The 21179-nt window shown below is 62.3% G+C and carries 18 protein-coding genes; 8 read left to right on the top strand and 10 right to left on the bottom strand.

Annotation, left to right across the window (positions count from 1 at the left end):
- The first annotated feature begins 2 nt into the window (after nucleotides 1-2).
- From ACXJKE_RS00090 to ACXJKE_RS00075, 4 genes are all read left to right on the top strand, one after another.
- Nucleotides 3-668 (top strand): methionine ABC transporter permease, encoded by a 666-nt coding sequence (locus ACXJKE_RS00090; protein WP_457278549.1) that lies wholly within the window; start codon nucleotides 3-5, stop codon nucleotides 666-668.
- Nucleotides 669-839: 171 nt separating this feature from the next.
- Nucleotides 840-1634, top strand: coding sequence for a MetQ/NlpA family ABC transporter substrate-binding protein (locus tag ACXJKE_RS00085; protein ID WP_457278548.1), 795 nt, complete (start codon nucleotides 840-842; stop codon nucleotides 1632-1634).
- A 24-nt stretch (nucleotides 1635-1658) separates the two neighbouring features.
- Nucleotides 1659-2795: a sigma-54 interaction domain-containing protein gene (locus ACXJKE_RS00080; protein WP_457278547.1), complete on the top strand. Its 1137-nt coding sequence runs from the start codon at nucleotides 1659-1661 to the stop codon at nucleotides 2793-2795.
- A gap of 198 nt (nucleotides 2796-2993) precedes the next feature.
- Complete coding sequence (locus tag ACXJKE_RS00075) at nucleotides 2994-3932, top strand: TauD/TfdA dioxygenase family protein (protein WP_457278546.1); 939 nt, start codon at nucleotides 2994-2996, stop codon at nucleotides 3930-3932.
- 197 nt (nucleotides 3933-4129) lie between these two features.
- Here ACXJKE_RS00075 and ACXJKE_RS00070 read toward each other — a convergent pair whose 3' ends face one another.
- From ACXJKE_RS00070 to ACXJKE_RS00045, 6 genes are read right to left on the bottom strand one after another with little or no spacing between them, the layout of a single operon-like run.
- A complete protein-coding gene (locus ACXJKE_RS00070) occupies nucleotides 4130-4456 on the bottom strand; it encodes a 4Fe-4S dicluster domain-containing protein (RefSeq protein WP_457278545.1) in 327 nt (108 codons plus the stop codon).
- On the bottom strand, nucleotides 4453-6054 hold the full coding sequence (locus ACXJKE_RS00065) for an FAD-binding protein (protein WP_457278544.1): 1602 nt from the start codon (nucleotides 6052-6054) through the stop codon (nucleotides 4453-4455). Before ACXJKE_RS00065 ends, ACXJKE_RS00070 begins: the two co-directional genes overlap by 4 nt.
- Entirely contained in the window at nucleotides 6054-7406 is a 1353-nt protein-coding gene (locus tag ACXJKE_RS00060; RefSeq protein WP_457278543.1) for an LLM class flavin-dependent oxidoreductase, read from the bottom strand. The genes ACXJKE_RS00065 and ACXJKE_RS00060 overlap by 1 nt, the downstream gene beginning before the upstream one ends.
- Nucleotides 7407-7434: 28 nt before the next feature.
- Nucleotides 7435-8274: an ABC transporter permease gene (locus ACXJKE_RS00055; protein ID WP_457278542.1), complete on the bottom strand. Its 840-nt coding sequence runs from the start codon at nucleotides 8272-8274 to the stop codon at nucleotides 7435-7437.
- The gene (locus tag ACXJKE_RS00050; RefSeq protein ID WP_457278541.1) at nucleotides 8267-9121 is read right to left on the bottom strand and encodes an ABC transporter ATP-binding protein; all 855 of its coding nucleotides are present in this window, start codon (nucleotides 9119-9121) and stop codon (nucleotides 8267-8269) included. The genes ACXJKE_RS00055 and ACXJKE_RS00050 overlap by 8 nt, the downstream gene beginning before the upstream one ends.
- Entirely contained in the window at nucleotides 9118-10146 is a 1029-nt protein-coding gene (locus ACXJKE_RS00045; RefSeq protein ID WP_457278540.1) for an ABC transporter substrate-binding protein, read from the bottom strand. The genes ACXJKE_RS00050 and ACXJKE_RS00045 overlap by 4 nt, the downstream gene beginning before the upstream one ends.
- A gap of 332 nt (nucleotides 10147-10478) precedes the next feature.
- Here ACXJKE_RS00045 and ACXJKE_RS00040 point away from each other — a divergent pair, with 332 nt between their 5' ends.
- A complete protein-coding gene (locus ACXJKE_RS00040; protein WP_457278539.1) occupies nucleotides 10479-11027 on the top strand; it encodes an NADPH-dependent FMN reductase in 549 nt (182 codons plus the stop codon).
- Between the two features lie 324 nt (nucleotides 11028-11351).
- Here the strand turns inward: ACXJKE_RS00040 and ACXJKE_RS00035 are convergent, their stop codons facing one another.
- Both ACXJKE_RS00035 and ACXJKE_RS00030 read right to left on the bottom strand, forming a co-directional pair.
- Nucleotides 11352-12263: a TauD/TfdA dioxygenase family protein gene (locus ACXJKE_RS00035; protein ID WP_457278538.1), complete on the bottom strand. Its 912-nt coding sequence runs from the start codon at nucleotides 12261-12263 to the stop codon at nucleotides 11352-11354.
- A gap of 142 nt (nucleotides 12264-12405) precedes the next feature.
- Entirely contained in the window at nucleotides 12406-13308 is a 903-nt protein-coding gene (locus ACXJKE_RS00030; RefSeq protein WP_457278537.1) for a LysR family transcriptional regulator, read from the bottom strand.
- 185 nt (nucleotides 13309-13493) lie between these two features.
- Between ACXJKE_RS00030 and ACXJKE_RS00025 the strand changes: the two genes are divergently transcribed.
- Both ACXJKE_RS00025 and ACXJKE_RS00020 read left to right on the top strand, forming a co-directional pair.
- Nucleotides 13494-14639 (top strand): alpha/beta hydrolase, encoded by a 1146-nt coding sequence (locus ACXJKE_RS00025; protein WP_457278536.1) that lies wholly within the window; start codon nucleotides 13494-13496, stop codon nucleotides 14637-14639.
- 206 nt (nucleotides 14640-14845) lie between these two features.
- The gene (locus ACXJKE_RS00020) at nucleotides 14846-15202 is read left to right on the top strand and encodes a cyclophilin-like fold protein (RefSeq protein ID WP_457278535.1); all 357 of its coding nucleotides are present in this window, start codon (nucleotides 14846-14848) and stop codon (nucleotides 15200-15202) included.
- Between the two features lie 125 nt (nucleotides 15203-15327).
- Here ACXJKE_RS00020 and ACXJKE_RS00015 read toward each other — a convergent pair whose 3' ends face one another.
- Nucleotides 15328-15978, bottom strand: a complete 651-nt coding sequence (locus tag ACXJKE_RS00015; RefSeq protein ID WP_457278534.1) for an FMN-dependent NADH-azoreductase — start codon at nucleotides 15976-15978, stop codon at nucleotides 15328-15330.
- 243 nt (nucleotides 15979-16221) lie between these two features.
- On the opposite strand from ACXJKE_RS00015, the gene ACXJKE_RS00010 reads away from it, so the two are divergent.
- Nucleotides 16222-17127 carry a LysR substrate-binding domain-containing protein gene (locus ACXJKE_RS00010; protein ID WP_457278533.1) on the top strand — a complete coding sequence of 302 codons (906 nt, stop codon included), beginning with the start codon at nucleotides 16222-16224 and terminating at the stop codon, nucleotides 17125-17127.
- 340 nt (nucleotides 17128-17467) lie between these two features.
- Here ACXJKE_RS00010 and ACXJKE_RS00005 read toward each other — a convergent pair.
- Nucleotides 17468-21179 (bottom strand): calcium-binding protein (locus ACXJKE_RS00005; protein ID WP_457278532.1); only part of this gene is annotated, 3712 nt, incomplete at its 5' end.

Below are 21179 nucleotides of genomic sequence, written 5' to 3'. Positions count from 1 at the left end.
CCGTGTTCAGTAATTTCTCACAAGCCCTGCTCGAGCTCTTTGTCAGCTCGCTATGGGAAACCATCGTCATGGTGGGCATTTCGGGCGCGGTCGGTGCGCTCATCGGTATTCCACTCGGGGTGTTTTTGCGCCTGACAGACGAGGGCGGTGTGCTGCAAAACGCTGGCGTGAATCGCGTCGTCGGCGGCCTTGTCAATGCGGTGCGTTCCACGCCGTTCATCATTTTGCTGGTGGCCATCATTCCGCTGACGCGCTTCATCACCGGGTCTTCCATCGGCACGGCGGCGGCGGTGGTGCCGCTCACCATCGCGGCCGCGCCGTTCATTGCGCGGCTGGTGGAAACCTCGCTGCGCGAAGTCGACCACGGGCTGATCGAAGCCGCGCTGGCCATGGGTGCGACCACACGGCAGATCGTCTTCAAGGTGCTGCTGCCCGAGGCTCTTCCCGGCATCGTCGCGGGCCTGACCATCACCTTCGTGAGCCTTACGGGTTATTCGGCCATGGCCGGCGCCATTGGCGGCGGCGGGTTGGGCGACCTGGGCATCCGCTACGGCTACCAGCGTTTTTTGCCTGAAGTCATGCTGGCCGTGGTGCTGGTGCTCATTTTGTTTGTGCAGGCGGTGCAAAGCCTGGGCGACTGGGCTGTGCGCAGGTTGAGCCACAGATGACCCCGTCCATCCATGACAGCCATGCGCGGCGATGTTGATTGCTACGCTTTTGATAGCTGCTCGCGCACGTTCCCATTGGGTTAGAGCCCGATTTGCCTCTTAAAAATGGCCCTGAAATTGATCTTCAGGGCAAAAAAACAAATTCATTCATCTTCAAAAAAAGGAAACACCATGAAAAAACGCACCCTCATCCAGTCCGCCGTCGCACTCGCGCTGGCCGCCTCGTTCACCGGCGCTGTGCTGGCGCAAGACAAGCCGCTGAAGATCGGCGTCACCGCCGGTCCGCACGCGCAGATTTTTGAGCAGGTCAAAAAGATCGCCGAAAAAGACGGCCTGAAGATCCAGATCGTCGAGTTCAGCGACTACATCCAGCCCAACGCCGCGCTGGCCGCCGGCGACCTGGATGGCAACAGCTACCAGCACAAGCCTTTCCTCGACCAGCAGGTCAAGGACCGCGGCTACAAGATCGTCAACGTCGGCTACACCGTCAACTTCCCGATCGGCCTCTATTCAAAAAAGGTCAAAAGCCTGGCCGAGTTGAAGGAGGGTGCCCGTTTCGGTATTCCCAATGACCCGACCAACGGCGGCCGTGTGCTGCTGGTGCTGCAGGACAAGGGCCTGATCAAGCTCAAGCCCGACGCAGGCCTGAAAGCCACGCCGCTCGACGTGATCGAGAACCCGAAGAAACTGAAGTTTGTGGAGCTCGACGCCGCCCAGCTGCCACGCTCGCTGGACGACCTGGACGCCTCGGCCGTCAACACCAACTACGCGCTCTCCGCCGGGCTGAACCCCAAGGACGCGATTGCCCAAGAAGCCGCCAAGTCACCGTATGTCAACTTGCTTGCCGTGCGTGAGCAGGACAAAGACAAGCCGTGGGTGGCCAAGCTGGTGAAGGCCTACCACTCGGAAGAAATCCGCAAGTACGTGCAGGCCGAGTTCAAGGGCGCTGTGCTGCCCGGGTTCTGAGCGTAGCCAGGCGGAGCGCAAGGCATGAGCCGGTTGCTGACCCTTCCCAATGCCGGCGCCTTGTCGATTCGCGCCAAGGCGCTGGTGTTCGAAGACCCCGGCTCGCTGGCCTTGCTGGAGCGCGTCGACCAGGTCGCGCCGACCGAAGCCACGGTCCTGATCATTGGTGAAACCGGTACCGGCAAGGAATTGCTGGCGCGCCGGATCCACCAGGGCAGCGGACGCAGCGGGCCTTTTGTGGCGGTCAATTGCGGCGCTTTCAGCGAGTCGCTGATCGATGCCGAACTGTTTGGCCATGAAACCGGCGCTTTCACCGGCGCTGCGCACGCCCGCGCCGGCTGGTTTGAGGCGGCCGACGGCGGCACGCTGTTCCTTGACGAAATTGGTGACCTGTCGCTGAGCCTGCAAGTCAAGCTGTTGCGCGTGCTGCAGGAGCGCCAGGTGGTGCGCATCGGTTCGCGCAAGCCGATTGCGCTGGACGTGCGCCTGATTGCCGCAACCAACGTCGACCTGCGCGACGCGGTGAACGCCAGCCACTTTCGCGCCGACCTTTACTACCGCCTGAGTGTTGCCACGCTGGAGCTGCGCCCGCTGTTTGAGCGGCCCGGCGACATCCTGCCGTTGGCGCGACATTTCCTGGCGAGCTACGCCGCGCGCCTGGGCATCAGGGATGCCAGCATTTCGCCCGAGGCAGAGCAGGCCCTGCTGGCCCATGACTGGCCCGGCAATATCCGCGAGCTGGAAAACGTCATCCACTACGCGCTCATCGTCGCGCCGGCCGCAACGCTGCATGTCGCGGACCTGCAGGGCATCCACCGCTCTGCGCGCCTGGCGTCCCGCGCGGCACCTGCTGCATTGCCGGCACCTGCTTCCGTAGAACAGGTTTCAACCCCCATGGTGCAGGGCGCTGCACCAGACAGTTTGCGCGAGGTGCTGCTGCAACGCATGAACCAGGCCGAGCCTGAACTGTTTGACGCCGTCGAGGCCACGCTGGTGAAGACGGCGTTCGAGTTCTGCCATGGCAACCAGGTGCAGACTGCGCATCTGCTGGGCCTTTCGCGCAACGTGCTGCGCACCCTGCTCAAGCGCCATGGCTTGCTCGACAGGTCTGCACAAGCCGCACATGCTGAAGAGAGCAGTTCCGCCTTCGCGCCGCTGTAGCCGAAAAGTCCGTGCTGCGTTCGCAGCAGCCGTTCAACAGTTTTCTGCAGTCGCTTTTGGCAGGCTGCTGCTATGGCAGCAATACCGCAAAAAAACACCTCCCAACCACCGCTTTTCACTGGCACAGGTCATGCGTAGAAGTCTGCAGGCAGCGTCGTTGTTGACGTCTGCTTCTTTCATGACACAAGGAGCTTCTTCATGACAACATTGCCCGTGGATATTCACCCGGTCGCCGGCCGCATTGGCGCCGAGGTGCGCGGCCTGCGCCTGTCTGCCGACCTGCCAGGCGCCACCATCACCGCGCTGAACCAGGCGCTGCTCAAGCACAAGGTGCTGTTCTTTCGCGGCCAGCAGCATCTGGACGACGCATCACAGGAGGCGTTTGCCAAGCGCCTGGGCGAGCCGGTGCCGCACCCCACGGTGCCGGTGCGCCAGGGCACGGGTTTCATCCTTGAGCTGGACTCGGAACACGGCGGGCGTGCCAACTCCTGGCACACCGACGTGACCTTCGCCGTGGCCCCGCCCAAGATATCGGTGCTGCGCGGCGTGGTGATCCCACCCGCCGGCGGCGACACGGTGTGGGCCAACACGGCGCTGGCTTACCAGGGCCTGCCGCCCGCGCTGCGCGAGCTGGCCGAAAAGCTCTGGGTGATTCATGGCAACGATTACGACTACGCCGCCTCACGCAGCGAAGACGAAGTGTCGAGCGAAGGCCTGCGGCATTACCGCGAGGTTTTCACCCGCACATTGCATGAAGCCGAGCACCCGGTGGTGCGCGTACACCCCGAAACCCGCGAGCGCACACTGGTGCTCGGCCATTTCGCGAAAAAGCTGGTGGGTTATTCCAGCACCGATTCACAGCACCTGTTGTCGGTGCTGCAAAGCCATGTGACGCGTCTTGAAAACACCGTGCGCTGGCGCTGGATTCAGGGCGATGTGGTGATCTGGGACAACCGCGCCACGCAGCACTACGCCATCAACGACTACGGCGACCAGAAGCGCATCGTGCGCCGCGTCACGCTGGCCGGCGACGTGCCGATCAGCGTGGACGGCCGCCGCTCACGCGTGCATGGCGGCCAGGCGCAGCCACCGAAGGCCGCCCAACCGGTGGTGCCTGCCGAGGCCGTGGCTGCCTGATTGAGCTCTTGTGTGGCATGGCCGTGCTGCCAGTGCGGCCGGCCATTTTTGCCGGCTTCGCGCCGGCTTTTTTGTGCTTTCGAGCAAAAAAATGGCCGTTTTGATGCATTTTTAGCAATCAAAACGGCCACTAGGCCAATGAAAATGCGCGCCACCAGCTATCAAATAAATAGCATATGGTGGCGATGGGTTGAGGCTCAGGCTCTCTGCAGCAGGTGGTAGCTGTGGTCGTCCGAAGCGGTCGACTTGCGGCCACCGCCCCAGCCCACGGCTTTGCGGTAGCTGCCGAGCAGCGCGCCATGGCGCAAAATTTCTTCGTTCACCTGCACGGATTCATCGGCGCTGGGCGCGACGAACAGCGCGTCTTCCGGGCAGTACAGCTCGCACATGAAGCAGGTCTGGCAGTCTGCCTGGCGCGCGATGACCGGCGGGCCGCCTGGCACGGCGTCGAAGACGTTGGTGGGGCAGGCCGTCACGCAGATGTTGCAGCCGGTGCATTGCGAGGCGCTGATAAGCTCGATCATGCGACCGCTTCCTGGCTGACCCGGATTTCGTCGAGCCCGTTGCTGATGAGGCGGTGCCGCTGCGTGGGGTCAGGCGCGGCATGTTCCTGGCGCCGGTGCATGCCCCGCGTTTCGTTGCGGGCGAGGGCGCTGCGGTACATCCAGCGCGAATGGGCCAGCAGCGCTGCGGCTTCGCGTGTGCGAACCGCCTGCTGCCTGTCGGCCGGTGCGGCCTGGCGCAGGCGCAGCCACAACGCGTCGAGCCGCGACAGAGAATCTTCCAGCACGCCGCCGCTGCGGAACCAGTTGCGCTCATAAGGAAACACTTCGGCCTGCACGGCCCGGATCAGGACTTCGCTGTCGGTGTGTTCGCTGCCCGTGCCCTGCAGGCCCACGCCGCCGGCGCGCAGCACCGCGCGTGCGGCGCTATGCGGGTTTGAGCGCGCGAAACCCGCTGCACCCGCGCCGGCCCAGAACCCGGACGACAAGGCCCAGGCCGCGTTGTGGCTGCCGCCGCCGGTAAAGGCGCCGCAGATCAGCTCACGCGTGGCAGCATCACCGGCGGCATACAGGCCGGGCACAGAGGTTGCGCAGTCGCGGCCCGTAATGCGCAGGCCGCCGGTTCCGCGCACCGTGCCCTCCAGCCGCAAGGTCACGGGGAAGCGCTGGGTGAAAGGGTCTATGCCTGCGCGGTCGAAGGGCAAAAAGAAGTTGGGCTGGGCGGTGCGCATCCAGGCTTTCACCTGGTCGTCGGCTTTATCCAAACGGCCGAACACACGCTGGGTCTGCAATGTTTTGGCAATCAGGCTGCGGCCAAAAGCCGAGCCGGCGCCTTCAATCACGCTGCCGTCTTCGTAGTAGAAGGTGGCCCATTGGTAGAACAGCGACTTGGTGACGGAGGCAAAGGCCGCGCCCAGTCCGTAGGCGTTGGAAAACTCCATGCCTGAAAAATCGGCGCCCACCTCGGCGGCCATCAGATGGCCGTCGCCGGTCAGCACATTGCAGCCCAGTGCGCGGCTCAGGAAGGCGCAGCCGCCGGTGGCAATCACCACAGCGCCGGCGCGCACCACCCAGGGCTCGAGCGTCTGGCGCTGCTGGCCGGTGGCGCCGCAGACCGTGCCTTCGTCGTCGACCAGCAGCTCCAGCGCCGGGCTGTGGTCGAGGATGCGCACGCCTGCCTCCTTGGCACGCTTGCGCATCAGGCGCATGTACTCGGGGCCTTGCAGCGAGGTGCGGCGCTGCTCGCCGTCTTCGCCAATCGGGAAGGGGTAGCCCCATTCGGCCAGCTGCTGCATGTTGGCGTAGGTCTGCTCAAGCACGCGGTCCATCCACGCGTGTTCGGCCAGTTGCCCGCCCTTGTTGTAGCGGCTGGCTTTGGCGTCTTCGCGCTGCGTGCCTTGCGGTTCCACGTACCAGACGCCTGTGCCCGAAGGCGCCGTGGCGCCCGAGGTGCCGCAGTAGCCCTTGTCGGCCAGCACCACCTTGGCGCCCTGTGCCGCGGCGCTGATGGCGGCCCAGGTTCCGGCGGGGCCGCCGCCTATGACCAGCACGTCGGCATCGTGTTGCCGGGCGCCGGCCGCGTTCGCGAGGGCGGTGAAGTTGAAGTCGCGGCTTCCCATCACGCCACCTTCTGGGCCTTGACGGCGAACTGGTTGACGGGCCGGTCCAGGCCGAGGTTTTCGCGCAGCGTGCTGCCTTCGTATTCGGTGCGGAAAATACCGCGGCGCTGCAGCTCTGGGATCACCAGGTCCACAAAATCGTTGAGCGACTCGGGCAGCACCGGCGGCATCACGTTGAAGCCGTCGGCGGCGCCGTTTTCAAACCACTCCTGGATCTTGTCCGCGATGGTCTCTGGTGTGCCCACTACCACCCAGTGGCCGCGTGCACCCGCCAGGTATTCATACAGCTGGCGCACGGTGAGCTTGTCGCGCCGCGCCAGCTCCAGCACCACGTGAGCGCGGCTGTTCTGGCCCTTGGGCGGTTCGGGAATGTAGGGCGGCGGGGCGTCCAGGTCCCACTTCGTGAGGTCTTCGCCGGGCCAGAATTGAGCAATGGTGTTCAACCCCACTGAAGGGTGGATGAGCTTTTGCAGCTCGGCCCACTTGGCTTCAGCTTCGGCCTGCGTGCGGCCGATCACGGGCGAGATGCCAGGCAGGATCAGCAACTGCTCAGGCCGACGGCCGTACTTGGCCAGGCGGCCTTTCACGTCGCGGTAGAAGGCCTGCGCTTCCGCCAGGCTGGTCCAGGCCGTGAAGATGGCTTCGGCGGTGGCCGCCGCGAGTTCGCGCCCAGGTTCGGAAGAACCGGCCTGCACGATGACGGGGTAGCCTTGCGGCGGCCGCTCGAGGTTCAGCGGACCCTGCACCTTGAAGTATTTGCCGTGGTGGTTGATCTCGTGCAGCTTTGCCGGGTCAAAGTAGCTGCCTGTTTCGGGGTTGCGGATGAAGGCGTCGTCTTCGAAGCTGTCCCACAGGCCCTTCACCACGTCGATGAACTCATGGGCCTGCTCATAACGCACCTCGGGGTCGGGGTGTTTGTCGAGCCCGAAATTGCCGTAGACGTTGTCGGCGCCCGTGGTCACCACGTTCCAGGCCGCGCGGCCCTTGCTGATGTGGTCCAGCGAGGCGAACTTGCGCGCCAGCAGGAAGGGGTCTTCATAAGTGGTGGAAGCCGTCGCCACGAAGCCGATGTGTTTCGTCACGGCCGACAAGGCCGCCCACAGCGTGACCGGTTCGAAGTAGGACACGCGGCCCTGCCGGCTAAAGGCTTCGTCGGTACCGTGGAATGCGACGCCCGGGCTGTCGGCCACAAACACCTGGTCGAACAGGCCGCGCTCGGCGGTTTTGGCCACCTCAATGTAGTGGTCGATATTGACGCCCGAATCGACCTGGGAGCCGGGATGCCGCCAGGCCGCGATGTGGTGGCCCGTGGCCATGATGAATGCGCCCAGGCGAAGTTTGCGTTGAGTCATGAGGGATGTCTTTCTGTGGGTAAAGGAGTCAGCTGTGGGTGGAAGCAGGCTTCCACGCCGTGAAGTGACGCTCCAGCGCCTGCAGCGCGAAGTTCAGCGTGACCCCGATGGCGGTGATGGCGATGATCCCGAAGTACATGTCGGCAATCAGGAAACTGAACTGGGCGTAGATGATCAGGTAGCCCAGCCCGGCCTTGGCACCCACCATCTCGGCGGCAATCAGCACCAGCATGGCCGAAGCCGCAGCCAGGCGGATGCCCACGAACATGGTGGGCACGGAAGCCGGCAGGATGACCTTCAGGAACAGCTGGCGCGGTGTCACGCCCATGGTGCGGGCCGACTTCACGAGCAGCGGATCCACCTGCCGCACGGCCGAGATGGTGTTGAGCAAGAGGGGCCAGGCGCACGAATACACCACGATGGAGACCTTGGACACCTCGCCAATGCCCAGCAGCAGCAGGAAGACCGGCAGCAATGCCAGCGGCGCGGTATTGCGCAACAGCTCAATCAGCGGATTGAGCGTGTTGCCCAGGCGCCGGTACCAGCCGATGGCCAGCCCCAGCGGAATCGCGAACACGATGGCCAGCAGCAAGCCGCCGAGCGAACGGGCCAGGCTGATGGAGGTGTGCTCCCACAGCTGGCCGTTCAGTGCCAATGCCCAGCCGGCGGCAAGCACCTCGCTGAGCGGCGGCAGGAAGGTCGGGTCGGTGAGGCCCAGGCGCGGCGCCAATTCCCACAGCAGGGCCAGCGCCACGATCAGGCCGGAGCGCCAGGTGGCGTTGGCAACTTGTGCCTGCAGGCGTTTCCAGAGCGGCGGCGTGTGAAGGGTAAGCGGTGCGGCGCCCGCGTTCAGGGCAATATCAGACATGGGCGATTTCCTTGAGGATGGGTTGTGAGGAAATACGGGCGCGGCGCTCGCGGCGGGCGGAAGCCACCTCGTCATGCAGCTGCGACCAGATTTCGTGGCGCAGCTCGCCGAACAGCGGCAGCGAGCGCACGTCGTCGGTGCCGCTGCGCAAGGATTCGGGGATGTCCACGATCTGTTTGATGCGGCCCGGCCGGGTGGTCATGATCGCCACGCGCTGGCCCAGCACCACGGCTTCGTCGATGCCGTGCGTGATGAACACAATCGTCTTGCCGGTACGTTGCCAGATTTCGACCAGCTCTTCCTGCAGCGTTTCGCGTGTCTGCGCGTCGAGCGCGGCAAAAGGTTCGTCCATCAGCAGCACCTGCGGTTCGTAAGCCAGGCTGCGCGCAATGGCCACGCGCTGCTTCATGCCGCCCGAAAGCTCATGCGGAAAGCGGTTGGCAAAGTCGGTCAGGCCCACCAGCTCCAGGTAGTGCGCGGCCTTCTCGCGCCGGGCGCGTTTGCCGACACCCGCGACTTCCAGGCCAAAGGCCACGTTGTCCAGTGCGCTGAGCCAGGGGAAGAGGGCGTATTGCTGGAACACCACGCCGCGGTCGCGCGCCGGGCCGGTGATGGGTTGCCCATCAATCAGCACGCGGCCGCTGGTGGGCAGCGCCAGACCGGCCAGCAAATCGAGCAGGGTGGACTTGCCGCAGCCGCTGGGCCCGACCAGCACCAGGAATTCGCCCGGACGCACGTCCAGCGTCACGTCGTGCACGGCAACAAATCGTTTGGCCGCGCCGCCGTCGTCCGCGCGAACGGTGAACTCCTTGCTGACGTTTTCAAAGCGAATTTTTGCGGCGCTCATTTGGCCACCGCCAGCTTGTCGCCGCTGTTGGAAGCATTGGAATAAGGGTTGAACGCGTTGGTGTACAGGTCTGTGGGTTTGACCTGGCCGGGTTTGAGCAAGCCGTCCTTGACCAGCCAGTCGATCCAGATCTGCAGCTCCTTGTCCTTGATCACGCCACCCGTGCCCGCCACGCCGGTGCTCTTCCAGTACTGGATGGTGTCGGCGCTTTCGGCGCGCTTGCGGCCGTCAATGATTTTGACGAAACGTGCCCGGACCTCGGCAGGCGGTGTGTTGCGCGCCCATTCGATCGAACGCGCCAGGGCCGACACCAGGTGGCGGCTGGTGTTGGGGTTCTGCTCGATGAACTTGTTATGCAGAACGATGGAGCCCGCCGTGAAATTGCCGTACAGGTCCCGGTCTGTGAACAGCGGGCGTATGCCGCCGCGCTCCCGCGCCTTGTCGCGCAGCACACCGCCCAAGGTGGTGACTTCGACATGACCCTGGCGCAGCGCCTGTTCACCGGTCACTGGCGGCGTCACCACCAGCGTCACCTGCTTGGCTTCCGCTTCGCTGAGCCTGGCGCGTTCCAGGTATTCGCGGACCATGAACTCATGGTGTGCGCCCAGCGTGTTCACCGCAACTTTTTTGCCGATCAGGTCGCGTGCGGATTTGATCGGACTGTCTTCCTTGACGTAGTAGCCGCTCCAGGTGTTCTCGTCCACCCCGTAGTAGCCCAGCACCGCCTTGATCGGCGCTTTCTTGGCCAGCAACTTCACGACCGCGCCGTTGAAGGCGCCACCCAGGTCGACATCGCCGGTGACCACGCTCTGGATGTCTTGCGGGCCGCTGATGGTGTTGCCCACCCATTTGGCTTTGAGCGGCGCAAGGTAGCCCAGGTCTTCGGCCAACTCGATCCAGGTGACCTGGCCGGCCCAGCCCTGGTAGCGGATTTCGGTTCGTTCAGGTGGGGGTGCGGCATGGCCTTGAGTGGACAGGAGGCCAAACGACAAAGCTGTGAGACCGAGGAAGCGAGTGATATTCATGGCGTGAGGAGTGAGTGGTTGACAGGCTCAACATCGCAGCATCCATGCCAGTGATTTCGGGCTGATTCAGGGGTGATTTCGGGGTTTTCAGGGCGTCCGGGTTGCTTTGTTGCTGCATCCCGGGCAGTCGGCTGTTGGGGTGCTGTCTGGTTTTGCGCAGAGGCGGCCTGGCGTGTTGACGGGAAGCGGGCAGCGCTGCGGAACCTTGGGGTATTTCTGTCCTGAAGTCCTACAGCGCGCGGCGGTGAATTGATTTAAAACCGGGAATGCCTTTTGCGAATTCGTGCATTCGCTGATCAAACCCTTTCATCCTCACCTTCCTGGAGAACCCCATGGCCCAATACAACATCGCCGTCGTCGTCGGCAGCATCCGCAAGGACTCGTTCAACAAAAAACTCGCAGGCGCGCTTGAAAAGCTGTTTCCCGCGGACTTCAGCTTCACGCATGTGCGCATTGACGACCTGCCGCCCTACAACCAGGACGACGACGGGAATCCGTCGGCAGAGGTGAAGCGGCTCAAGGGCGAGATCAAGGCGGCGCAGGGCCTGCTGTTTGTCACGCCTGAATACAACCGCTCGATTCCCGGTGTGCTGAAAAATGCCATTGACCATGCCTCACGGCCTTATGGCCAGAGTGCATGGGACGGCAAGCCTGCCGGCGTGATTGGAGCATCGGTTGGCGCCATTGGCACCGCGCTTGCCCAGCAGCACCTGCGCAATATCCTGGCCTACCTGAATGTGCCTACGCTGGGGCAGCCTGAGGCTTTTGTCCACAACAAGGAAGGTTTGTACGACGCTGATGGCAGCATCAGTGAAGGCAGCCGCAAGTTTTTGCAGGGGTGGGTGGATGCTTATGTTGCTTGGGTAAAGAAGCATTCCTGAGCTTCGTTGCCTGTTTCCGCTCTTGGTTAGCGGTTGCGCTCTTTGCTGAGGGTAGCTGGCCGGGGTTGCCCGGCGGCAAGTAACTTTCTTTTGCGTCGCCAAAAGAAAGTCACCAAAGAAAAGGCGACCCTGCTGTCTGCGTCCCTCCGCTTCGCTGCGGGCAACCTGCGGTGCTCGGTCCAGGCGGGGTCTCGCTCGAACTCGCCTTCGGCTCAGACAATCGCGATCCCTGATCCGCCTGGCCCTGCGCTCCTCGGCGCATACAGAAGGGGTGGGGGAGGAATACCTAAAACCCAAACCCGAATACCGGACGCAAGCTCTCGCTTAAAACGGCGCGTCGCCTTCGATGGTGGTGCGGTAGAGCTTGCGGCGCAGGTGGTCGGGGGTGCCTGCTGCCAGGTGGGTGACTGAGCGGTTGTCCCAGAACACCATGTCGTGCGGCTGCCATTGGTGGCGGTAGATGAGTTCGGGGCGTGAGGTGTGTTCGAACAGTTCGCTGAGCAGCGCTTTGCTTTCGTCCTCTGGTATGCCCAGGATGCGGGTGGTGAAATGCTCGCTGACAAAAAGCGCCTTGCGGCCGTTTTCAGGGTGGGTGCGTACCACCGGGTGGACCACCGGCTTGACCTCTTCCACCTGCTCTTGCGTGAGCTTGGGTCGCCACGGGTTGCGGCTGCGCAGCTCTTCGTATTTGGCGAGGTAGGTGTGTTCGGCGCGCAGGCCCTGCACAGCTGTCTTCAGCGCGTCGGGCAGGGTGTCCCAGGCGGTGTGCTGGTTGGCGAAGAGGGTGTCGCCGCCTTCGGAGGGCAACTCCTGGGCATGCAGCAATGAGCCCAGGCTGGGTTTGTCCTTGTATGACAGGTCAGAGTGCCAGAAATGGCCGGCGTCGCCCAGGCCGATGGGTTCGCCGTTTTCCTTGATGTTGGAGACGATCAGGATTTCAGGGTGGTTTTGCAACTGGAAGTTTTTCAACACATGAATTTGCAGCGGCCCAAAGCGGCGGCTGAAATCAACATGTTGCTGCGGCGTGATGCGCTGGTCGCGAAAGACCAGCACGTGGTGGTCCAGGTGTGCGCGGTGGATGCGGCAGAAGTCAGCTGTGGTGAGCGGTGTGGACAAATCCATGCCCAGCACCTCGGCGCCCAGCGGGGCGTCAAAAGGCCGGATCTCGATGGAGGATTGGGTATGCGTTGCTGCCGATGCATCGGCACGGTCGTTCGGAGTCAAAGTCGCTGTCATCTTCATCTTTCTCATCTGCGTCCTGGGGCGCCGGTCAGCCTATAAATGTAGGAGTGCCGCCGTGCAAAGCGAACTACCTATTCGTCGTTTGTTAATTACTTTTAAGTCTGTTCGGCTTCGCCACACGAGGGCGCCAACCATCTTATCTATCGGATCCACTCACTCGCAACGCTTTCACCACCAGCGAGAAGGCCGGTGAAGGCTGGCGTCTGCTGGGATAGTACAGGTGGTAGCCGGAAAATTTTGGGCACCAGTCCTGCAGAACGCGCACCAGCCGCCCGGCTTCAATGTGCGCCGTCAGTTCGTCTTCCGGCAGCAATGCGATGCCCAACCCCGCCAGTGCCGCGTCGACCTGCGGCGTTGTCGTGTTAAAGATCAGCGGGCCATCCACCCGGACATTGACCTGCCGACCGCGGCGCTCAAAGTCCCAGACGTACAACCCGCCGGAAGTAGGCATGCGCTGGTTGATGCACTGGTGTGCGGTGAGGTCGTGCGGTGTTTTGGGGATGGAATGGACCGCAAAATAACCGGGTGAAGCCGCTACTGCCATGCGCAGCGGCGGGCCGATGGGCAAGGCGATCATGTCTTTGTCGATTGTGTTTCCCAAGCGTACGCCGGCATCAAAACGGTCGGCCACGATGTCGCGAAAACCATAGTTCACGTCGAACTCCAGCTTGATGTCCGGATACTCGCGAAGCAGTGGCGCGAGCTTGGGCAGCAGGGTGCTTTGCAGCACGTGGTCGCCACACGTGATGCGCACGGTGCCTGCAGGTTTGTCGCGCAGGTCGGTCAATGCGTCGAGTTCAGACTCGATTTCGTCAAAGCGGTGGCCGATCGCCTTCATCAGCCGCTCGCCTGCAGATGTCGTCGCGACGCTGCGTGTGGTGCGTGTGAGCAGCCGGATCTTCAAGCCTTCTTCCAGCCCCCGGATGGCCTGGCTCAGCGCTGACGGGGTCACACCCAGCGTGGCGGCGGCCCGGGTGAAGCTGCCTTGGCGCGCCACGGTGACGAAGGCCAAGAGGTCGTTGAGATTGCGTCGAGGCATTGCGGGTCTCTGTTTCGTGGGCTACTGATTAGCCATACTAACAAATTCATTAAGAATTCATTACCTAGTCAATGTTAAAGGTACTTGGCAAACTTCAGGAACTGCGAACGGAACACGGACCACGTCGAACAAGGGCAACCGTCACGCGTAGTGCCTTCTGACCCAACCAAAGAGGAACATCGACCATGAAAACACCATCAGAGAACGACGGCCGCGCAGCGGTCGAACTGTCCAGCGACGCCTCTGGTCGCCGTGAGTTTTTGAGAATGACTGGAACAGGCGTGGCTGCGGCCGGCATGCTTTCGACCGTTGGAGGCGCTGCCTTTGCGGCGGATACGCCGGCCATACCAGGCAGGCCCGGTGGTGCCGATAACTTTTACAAGAGCGACAAGGTGACCATGCAGAAGGTGACTTTCAGGAATCAGTACCGGATGAACGTCGCGGCGAATCTTTTCATTCCCAAAACGCTTGACCGGAAAAAACGCAACCCGGCCATCGTTGTGGGCCACCCCATGGGTGCGGTGAAGGAGCAAAGCGCGAACCTGTACGCCACCAAGATGGCGGAGCAGGGCTTTGTGGCCATGTCCCTGGATCTCGCTTTCTGGGGCGGCAGCGACGGCCAGCCGCGCAATGCCGTTGCGCCGGACCTGTACGCCGAGAACTTCAGCGCTGCAGTGGATTACCTCGGTAGCCAGGCGTTTGTCGACAGGCAGCAGATCGGCGCCATCGGGATTTGCGGCAGTGGCAGTTTTGTCATCAGTGCGGCGAAGATTGACCCGCGCATGAAAGCCATCGCCACAGTGAGCATGTACGACATGGGCGCGGCCAACCGCGACGCCCTCAATCATTCGCAGACGCTCGAGCAGCGCAAGCAGATCATTGCCGCCGCCGCCGAGCAGCGCGATGTGGAATTCAAAGGCGGTGCGATCCAGTACACCAGTGGCACCGTGCATCAACTGACGGCGGACACGCACCCCATCCAGCGCGAGTTTTACGACTTCTACCGCACACCGCGAGGCGAATACACGCCCACGGGCGGATCGCCGCGAACCACCACGCACCCGACCCTGGCCAGCAACGTCAAGTTCATGAACTTTTACCCGTTCAATGACATCGAGACGATCTCGCCTCGCCCCATGTTGTTCATCACGGGCGACCAGGCGCACTCGAAAGAGTTCAGCGAAGACGCCTACAAGCGGGCCGCTGAACCGAAGGAGTTGTTTATTGTTCCGGGCGCCGGCCACGTGGATCTGTATGACCGGGTGACGATGATTCCGTGGGGCAAGCTGACTGCGTTCTTCGGCAAGCACCTGGTGCAGACCGGCGCCTGATGGCGGTTCGGGCGATCATCAATGTGGTGAGCGGCGTCTACGTCGAACGCGAGACCGCCTTTCACTTCGCCGCGCGCAGACGGAGGTTTTGCGCCTCGCTGATGCTTCCACTGCTTTGCGCGAGTAGTCTCGCTGCTGCGGGCGGCGACACTCGGGCAGTTTCCCAACAACCATCTGACCCGACGCCCCGCAGGAAGGCACCCGTGATGAAAATTCAGATGAGCGTGGATGGCATCGTCATTGCGACGGCAACACTTGACAGCAATGACAGCGCCAGAGATTTTGCGGCACTGCTTCCGCTGAACCTGGTCCTGAAAGACTACGCGGCCACGGAAAAAGTCGCTGATTTGCCGCGTGCGCTGTCAACGAAGGGTGCGCCGGTGGGGCACAAGCCCTCCACCGGCGATATCGGTTATTACGCTCCGTGGGGCAATCTGGCGATTTATCACAAGGACTTCGCTTTTTCAGACGGCCTGGTTCGGCTCGGGCGGCTTGATTCAGGGCTGGACGCCATGCGGCGCCCCGGCCCCGTGGCGGTGAGGGTTGAACACGCTCCTCCATGACGCTGCACGGCGCAACGTGTCGGGCCGTGTGCATCAGGCCGATGATGTTGGCGAAAACGAAAAAGCCCGCAGTTGCGGGCTTTTTTCCGTACGGCGTTCCGGCATGGGTGCCGGACGCCTGTGGCTCAGGCCGCCAGCGCGGCTTTTTCCTGGTTGGCAGGCTTTTGCGTGTGGGTCACGATTTCAATCTGCGCAGCTTCCAGTGCGGCAGCCTTGGCGGCTTCGCCCATGGCAAGGCCTTCAGCGCGCACAAAACGCACGTCGGTGATGCCGAAGAAGCCGAACACCACTTTCAGGTAGCTCTCCTGGTGTTCCAGGGCTGTCATCGCGTCGCTGGTTGAATAGACGCCGCCGCGGGCGGACGCCACGATCACCGTCTTGCCGCCGGCCAGGCCCACGGGGCCTTTGTCGGTGTACTTGAAGGTGCGGCCGACTTGCGCAATGCGGTCGATCCAGGCCTTGAGCTGGCTGGGAATTGCGAAGTTGTAGAGCGGTGCGCCCACAACGATCACGTCGGCGGCCAGGAATTGCGTCACCAGGGCTTCAGACACGGCGTTTTCGCGCTTTTGCACGTCGCTCAGGGCGGTGCCGGCAGGCATGCGGAAACCGAGTGATTCGGCGGAGAGGTGGGAAGGTGTGTCGGCTGCCAGGTCGAGGTAGCTGACTTCGGTGCCGGGGTTGGCGGCGCGCCATGAGGCCACGATCTGGGCTGTGAGCTGGCGGGAAACCGAGTTGCCGCCAAGGATGCTGGAGTCGATGTGAAGAAGCTTGGTCATGGTGAATTCCTTGAATTGAAGTGATTGATCGGGTGGGATAAACCGGTTTTCAGGCCGTGTTCACCTTGAACCGCAGCCATGGGATAGATTGTGCGGATGAGTCGAGTGTTTGATAAGTTGGCAATAATGCGACTTATCGTTCTACTGATGAGACAATAAACACCGCAAAATCACGAAATGCCTTCGATCTGGCGCCATCGCACCTGGCGCAAGGCGAGTAAAGGCGACGAAAGGACTTTTCCCATGCAAGACCTCAATGACATGCTGTACTTCGCCGAAGTGGTGGAGCGGGGCGGCTTTGCCGCCGCCGGCCGGGCGCTGGGTTTGCCCAAGTCGCGCCTGTCGCGCCGCGTGGCCGAGCTGGAGGCGCGGCTGGGCGCGCGGCTGCTGCAGCGCACCACCCGCAAGCTTTCACTGACCGAGGTTGGCGAGATTTACCTGCGCCACTGCATCGCCATGCGCGACGAGGCGCTGGCCGCATCGGAAGCCGTGGCGCAAATGCAGGTCGAGCCGCGCGGCACGCTGCGCATCACCTGCCCGGTGACGCTGGCGCAAAGCACGGTGGGCTATCTGGTGCCGCGCTACATGGCGCTTCACCCCCACGTGAAAGTCGACATGCGCGTGACCAACCGGGTGATTGACCTGGTGGAAGAGGGCATCGACATTGCCCTGCGCGTGCGGCCCACGCTGGAAGACAGCGGCAGCCTGATCGTGAAAAACCTGGGTGCCGGCTCCGGGCGCCTGCTGGCCAGCCCGGATTTGCTGAGGCGCCAGGGCACGCCGGAAAAACCGGAAGACCTGCACAAGCTCGACACCGTCGCCATGTCCTGGGTGGACGGCCGGGCGTCGTGGACGCTGTTGGGCCCCGACGGAAAAGAGTTTGTGCTGCAGCACCAGCCGCGTTATGTGGCCGACGACCTGCAAACCCTGAAGCTGGCCGTGCTGGCGGGCACCGGCATGAGTTTTTTGCCCGAGTCCCTGAGCGCGGTAGAGCAGCAGGCGCAGTTGCTGGTGCCTGTGCTGCCCGGCTGGGCGCTTCGTCCCGGTGTGGCGCATGCGGTGTTCACTTCGCGGCGCGGACAGATTCCGGCGGTCCGGAGCTTTCTGGACTTTCTGGGGGAGCGGATGCGGGGTGAAGAGCTGGTTTGATGGCCTGGCCTGGCGGATTAGCCGGCCGCGAGTGCAAGTAAGGCGCTATGAATTTAATAGCTGTTTGCGCTTGTCCCTATTGGGCTGAAGGCGGTTTCGATGCTCAGAAAAGCTGTCAAAACGGCGAAAAAAGGCGGTTTGGGACCTGTGGGCGCAGGTTGAGGCCGGAAATAGCGCCCCGAAAGCTTGTTTTTTTCACGAAAAAAATGGCTACAAGCCAACAGGGATAAGCGCAAGCAGCTACAAAAATAATAGCGCCCGGGCCCGCCGGGAATCACGGCCGACGGCAACCTGGCGGAAGCCGTCGGGCGATTTCAGCGAGCAATATGCTTCAACGCTATTACTGCCAGTTGGCAGCAATCACCGGCGCCAGACTGTTCTGGTAGCTGGCAGGCAAGGTGGTCTCACCTGCTGCCGGCGGGCTGAACGATGCCATGGCTTGCACGAGGTTTTGCACCTGGGTGTTGAGCAACGTCAGCCCGCCGCTGGTCTTGAACTGCTCGACATGGTACTGGCTGTCCAAGTACCAGTTGCTGACCATGAATTTGTCGTCGGTGCCGATGATGCTGACCTCAAGGTCGTTGTTGACCTCACGGAACCAGAGCTGGTCCGCGGCGATACCGGCATCAAACTGGGCAATGTCCACGTTGCCGGCCGTGGCGTCGTCTTCCTCAATGGTGTCACTTCCATAGCCGCGAGCCAGGAAGAATTTGTCGTCACCAGTGCCTCCGCTCAGGGTGTCGGCTCCAGCGCCTCCGTTGAAATAGTCATTGCCCGCGCCGCCTTCCAGCACATCGAGCCCGACCCCGCCGTAAAGGGTGTCATTACCGCCGTCACCGCGCAAAACATCGTTGCCATTGGAGCCCAGCAGGAAGTCGTCACCGGCAGTGCCCACGTAGGTAGACGTGGTGGCCAGGGCGGCCTGATCCCAGACCGTGCCATCGGCGAACTCAACGCGCTCGATCCTGTACGCGCTGTCGAGGAACCAGTTGCCCAGCGTGATGCGGTCGTTTGTTCCTGCGATATTGAGATAGAGGTGCTGCTGGTCGCGGCTGGTGGTCACGTCGCTGGCCAGCACCGTGCTGTCAAAGCGGAACGTGTCCGTGTTGCCTGCCGTCTCGTCGTATTCAACGGTGGTGTCGGATCCGTCACCCCGGCTGTACAGGTAAACATCGTTGCCTTCGCGGCCGTAAAGCACATCGTCTCCCTGCAGTCCTTGCAGGGTGTCGTTGCCGAGGTCACCCGACAGGTAGTCGTCGCCGGCTGTACCGACGACATTGAGTGCAATGACGGTGGCCGAGGCGGCCAGGGTTTGCGAGTCCCACACGGTGCCGTCGGCGAACTGGACCTGCTCGATCTTGAACTGGTCGCCGTTGAACCAGTTCCTGAGCTGGATGCGGTCAGTGCCGCCGGAGATGTTCAGGTACAGGTTGTCCTGGTCGCGGGTGACGGTGACGTCTCCAGCCAGCACACTGGCGTCGAAACGCACGGTGTCGATGTTGCCGGCCGTGGCGTCCAGGTCGTAGAGGTGATCTGAACCGTCTCCGCGCTTGTACAGGTACACGTCGTTGCCGCCGGCGGTGTCGAAGATGTAGTCGTCTCCGCCTGCGCTGTTGAAGGTGTTGCTGCCGGCCCCTCCGGTAATGACGTCCAGGCCTTCGGTGCCCACATACGCAGATGTAGCGGCAAGGGCCTGCTGATCCCACACCGTGCCGTCAGCGAATTGGACGCGTTCGACCTTGCGTGCATCCTCGAGAAACCAGTTCGCTAAAGTGATTCGGTCCGTGGTGCCCTGAATGCTGAGGTACAAGTTCTGCTGGTCGCGACTGGTGGTCACGTCGCCAGCCAGCACGGTGCCGTCGAAACGCAGGGTGTCCAGGTTGCCCGCCGTCTCGTCGTAATCGATGATGGTGTCGGAACCATCACCCCGGCTGTACAGGTAGACGTCGTTACCTTCGCCGCCGTACAAGGCATCGTCTCCGGCCTGGCCGTCGAACACATCTGCTGCGCTTGTGCCGCCCAGCGTGTCGTCTGCGGCTGTGCCAGTCACGGTCAACGCTGCCGCCGTCACAGCCGCACCCGTCCATATCGTGCCGTCGGCAAAAGAAATTCTCTCCAGCCTGCTGAAGATGGTGCCGTCAAACCAGTCCTTGATGGTGATGCTGTCAGCGCCGTTATTGAGCGTGAAGACAGCGTCATTGCCGGTGCGCGAGACGGTTACGTCTTGCTGGGCAATGCCTGCACCGAACACCAGCGTATCCCGGTAGCCTTCGTCGTCCGGATGCGCAGCGAAATAATCTGGCGCAGCCGCATTGGGGTAAAAGCGCACATCATCAGTGATGGTGTCGTGGCCATCACCCAGGTTGAAGACGTAGGTGTCGCCTGCATAGCTGCCAATGAGCGTATCGTCGCCTGTGCCGCCTTCATAGGTATTGGCAGCAATCGCGCCGCTGTAGTGCGGCACGGTCAGCAAGTCGTTGCCGGCACCGCCGATCAGGTGTCCCAAGGCACCCGTGCCGGTCAGTACGTCGTCGTACTGTGACCCCTGCAAAGTGCCGGTTCCCGTCAGGGTCAGGCCGGACATACTGGCCATATAGGCAGAATCCCAGACCGTGCCATCGGCGAACGTGACCTGCTCGATCTGGTAGCCGGTATCGGCAAACCAGCCTGTCACCGTAATCTTGTCGGTGCCGTTGGCATGGCGGAAGATCATGTCATTGCCTGACCTACCCAAGCTGATATCACTAACCAGAATGCCAGCGCCGAACACCAGCGTGTCGGTCGGCCTGAAGTTGGACTGGTTCTCGGTGATGGTGTCCTGCCCGTCGCCCAGGTTGAACTTGTAGGTGTCTGTGAAGCACGTACCGACGATGGTGTCGTCGCCTGTTCCGCCTTCAAACACGTTGTTGTTCGGGCCGTAGTAAAAAGCGCTCAGCGTGTCATTACCGGCGCCGCCAATCAAGGTATTGGACGTGGAACTCTGCTCGCCATAAAGCACGTCATCGCCGTCACCGCCGTCGAGGATGTTCACACCTGCGCCTCCGCGGATGTCGTCGTTGCCAGCGCCGCCATGAAGAATGTCGTTCATGACCGTTCCGGTCATCACATCGTTACCGGCCGTACCGGTAACTTCCAGCCCGGCCGAGGTCAGGGCCGGCTCCAGCCACACAGTGCCGTCAGCAAACTCGACCCGCTCGATCTGGTAACCCGAATCGGCAAACCAACCCTTGACGGTGATCTTGTCGGTGCCATTGGCGTGGGCAAAGACCATGTCGTTGCCCACGCGAACAAAGCTGATGTCTGCAACCAGAATATCTGCGCCAAACACCAGCGTGTCAGTCGGCCTGAAGTTGGACTGGTTCTCGGTGATGGTGTCCTGCCCRTCGCCCAGGTTGAACTTGTAGGTGTCTGTAAAGCACGTACCGCTGATGGTGTCGTCGCCTGTRCCRCCCTCAAACACGTTGTTGTTCGGGCCGTAGTAGAAGGCACTCAAGGTGTCATTGCCTGCGCCGCCAATCAGGGTGTTGGAGGTKGAGCTTTGCTCGCCRTACAGCACGTCGTCGCCGTCGCCCCCGTCCAGGATGTTCACGCCTGCGCCCCCGCGGATGTCGTCGTTGCCGGCGCCACCGTGAATGATGTCGTTCATGACCGTGCCGGTCATCACATCGTTACCGGCCGTACCGGTAACTTCCAGCCCGGCCGAGGTCAGGGCCGGCTCCAGCCACACAGTACCGTCAGCAAACTCGACCCGCTCGATCTGGTAACCCGAATCGGCATACCAACCCTTGACGGTGATCTTGTCGGTGCCATTGGCGTGGCTGAACACCATGTCGTTGCCCACGCGAACGAAGCTGATGTCTGCAACCAGAATGTCCGCGCCAAACACCAGCGTGTCAGTCGGCCTGAAGTTGGACTGGTTCTCGGTGATGGTGTCCTGCCCATCGCCCAGGTTGAACTTGTAGGTGTCTGTAAAGCACGTACCGCTGATGGTGTCGTCGCCTGTACCGCCCTCAAACACGTTGTTGTTCGGGCCGTAGTAGAAGGCACTCAAG

Source organism: Polaromonas sp. P5_D5 (assembly GCF_054049435.1).
Note: the sequence above shows the minus strand (reverse complement) of the source record. Positions and strands in the feature narration are given on the sequence as shown.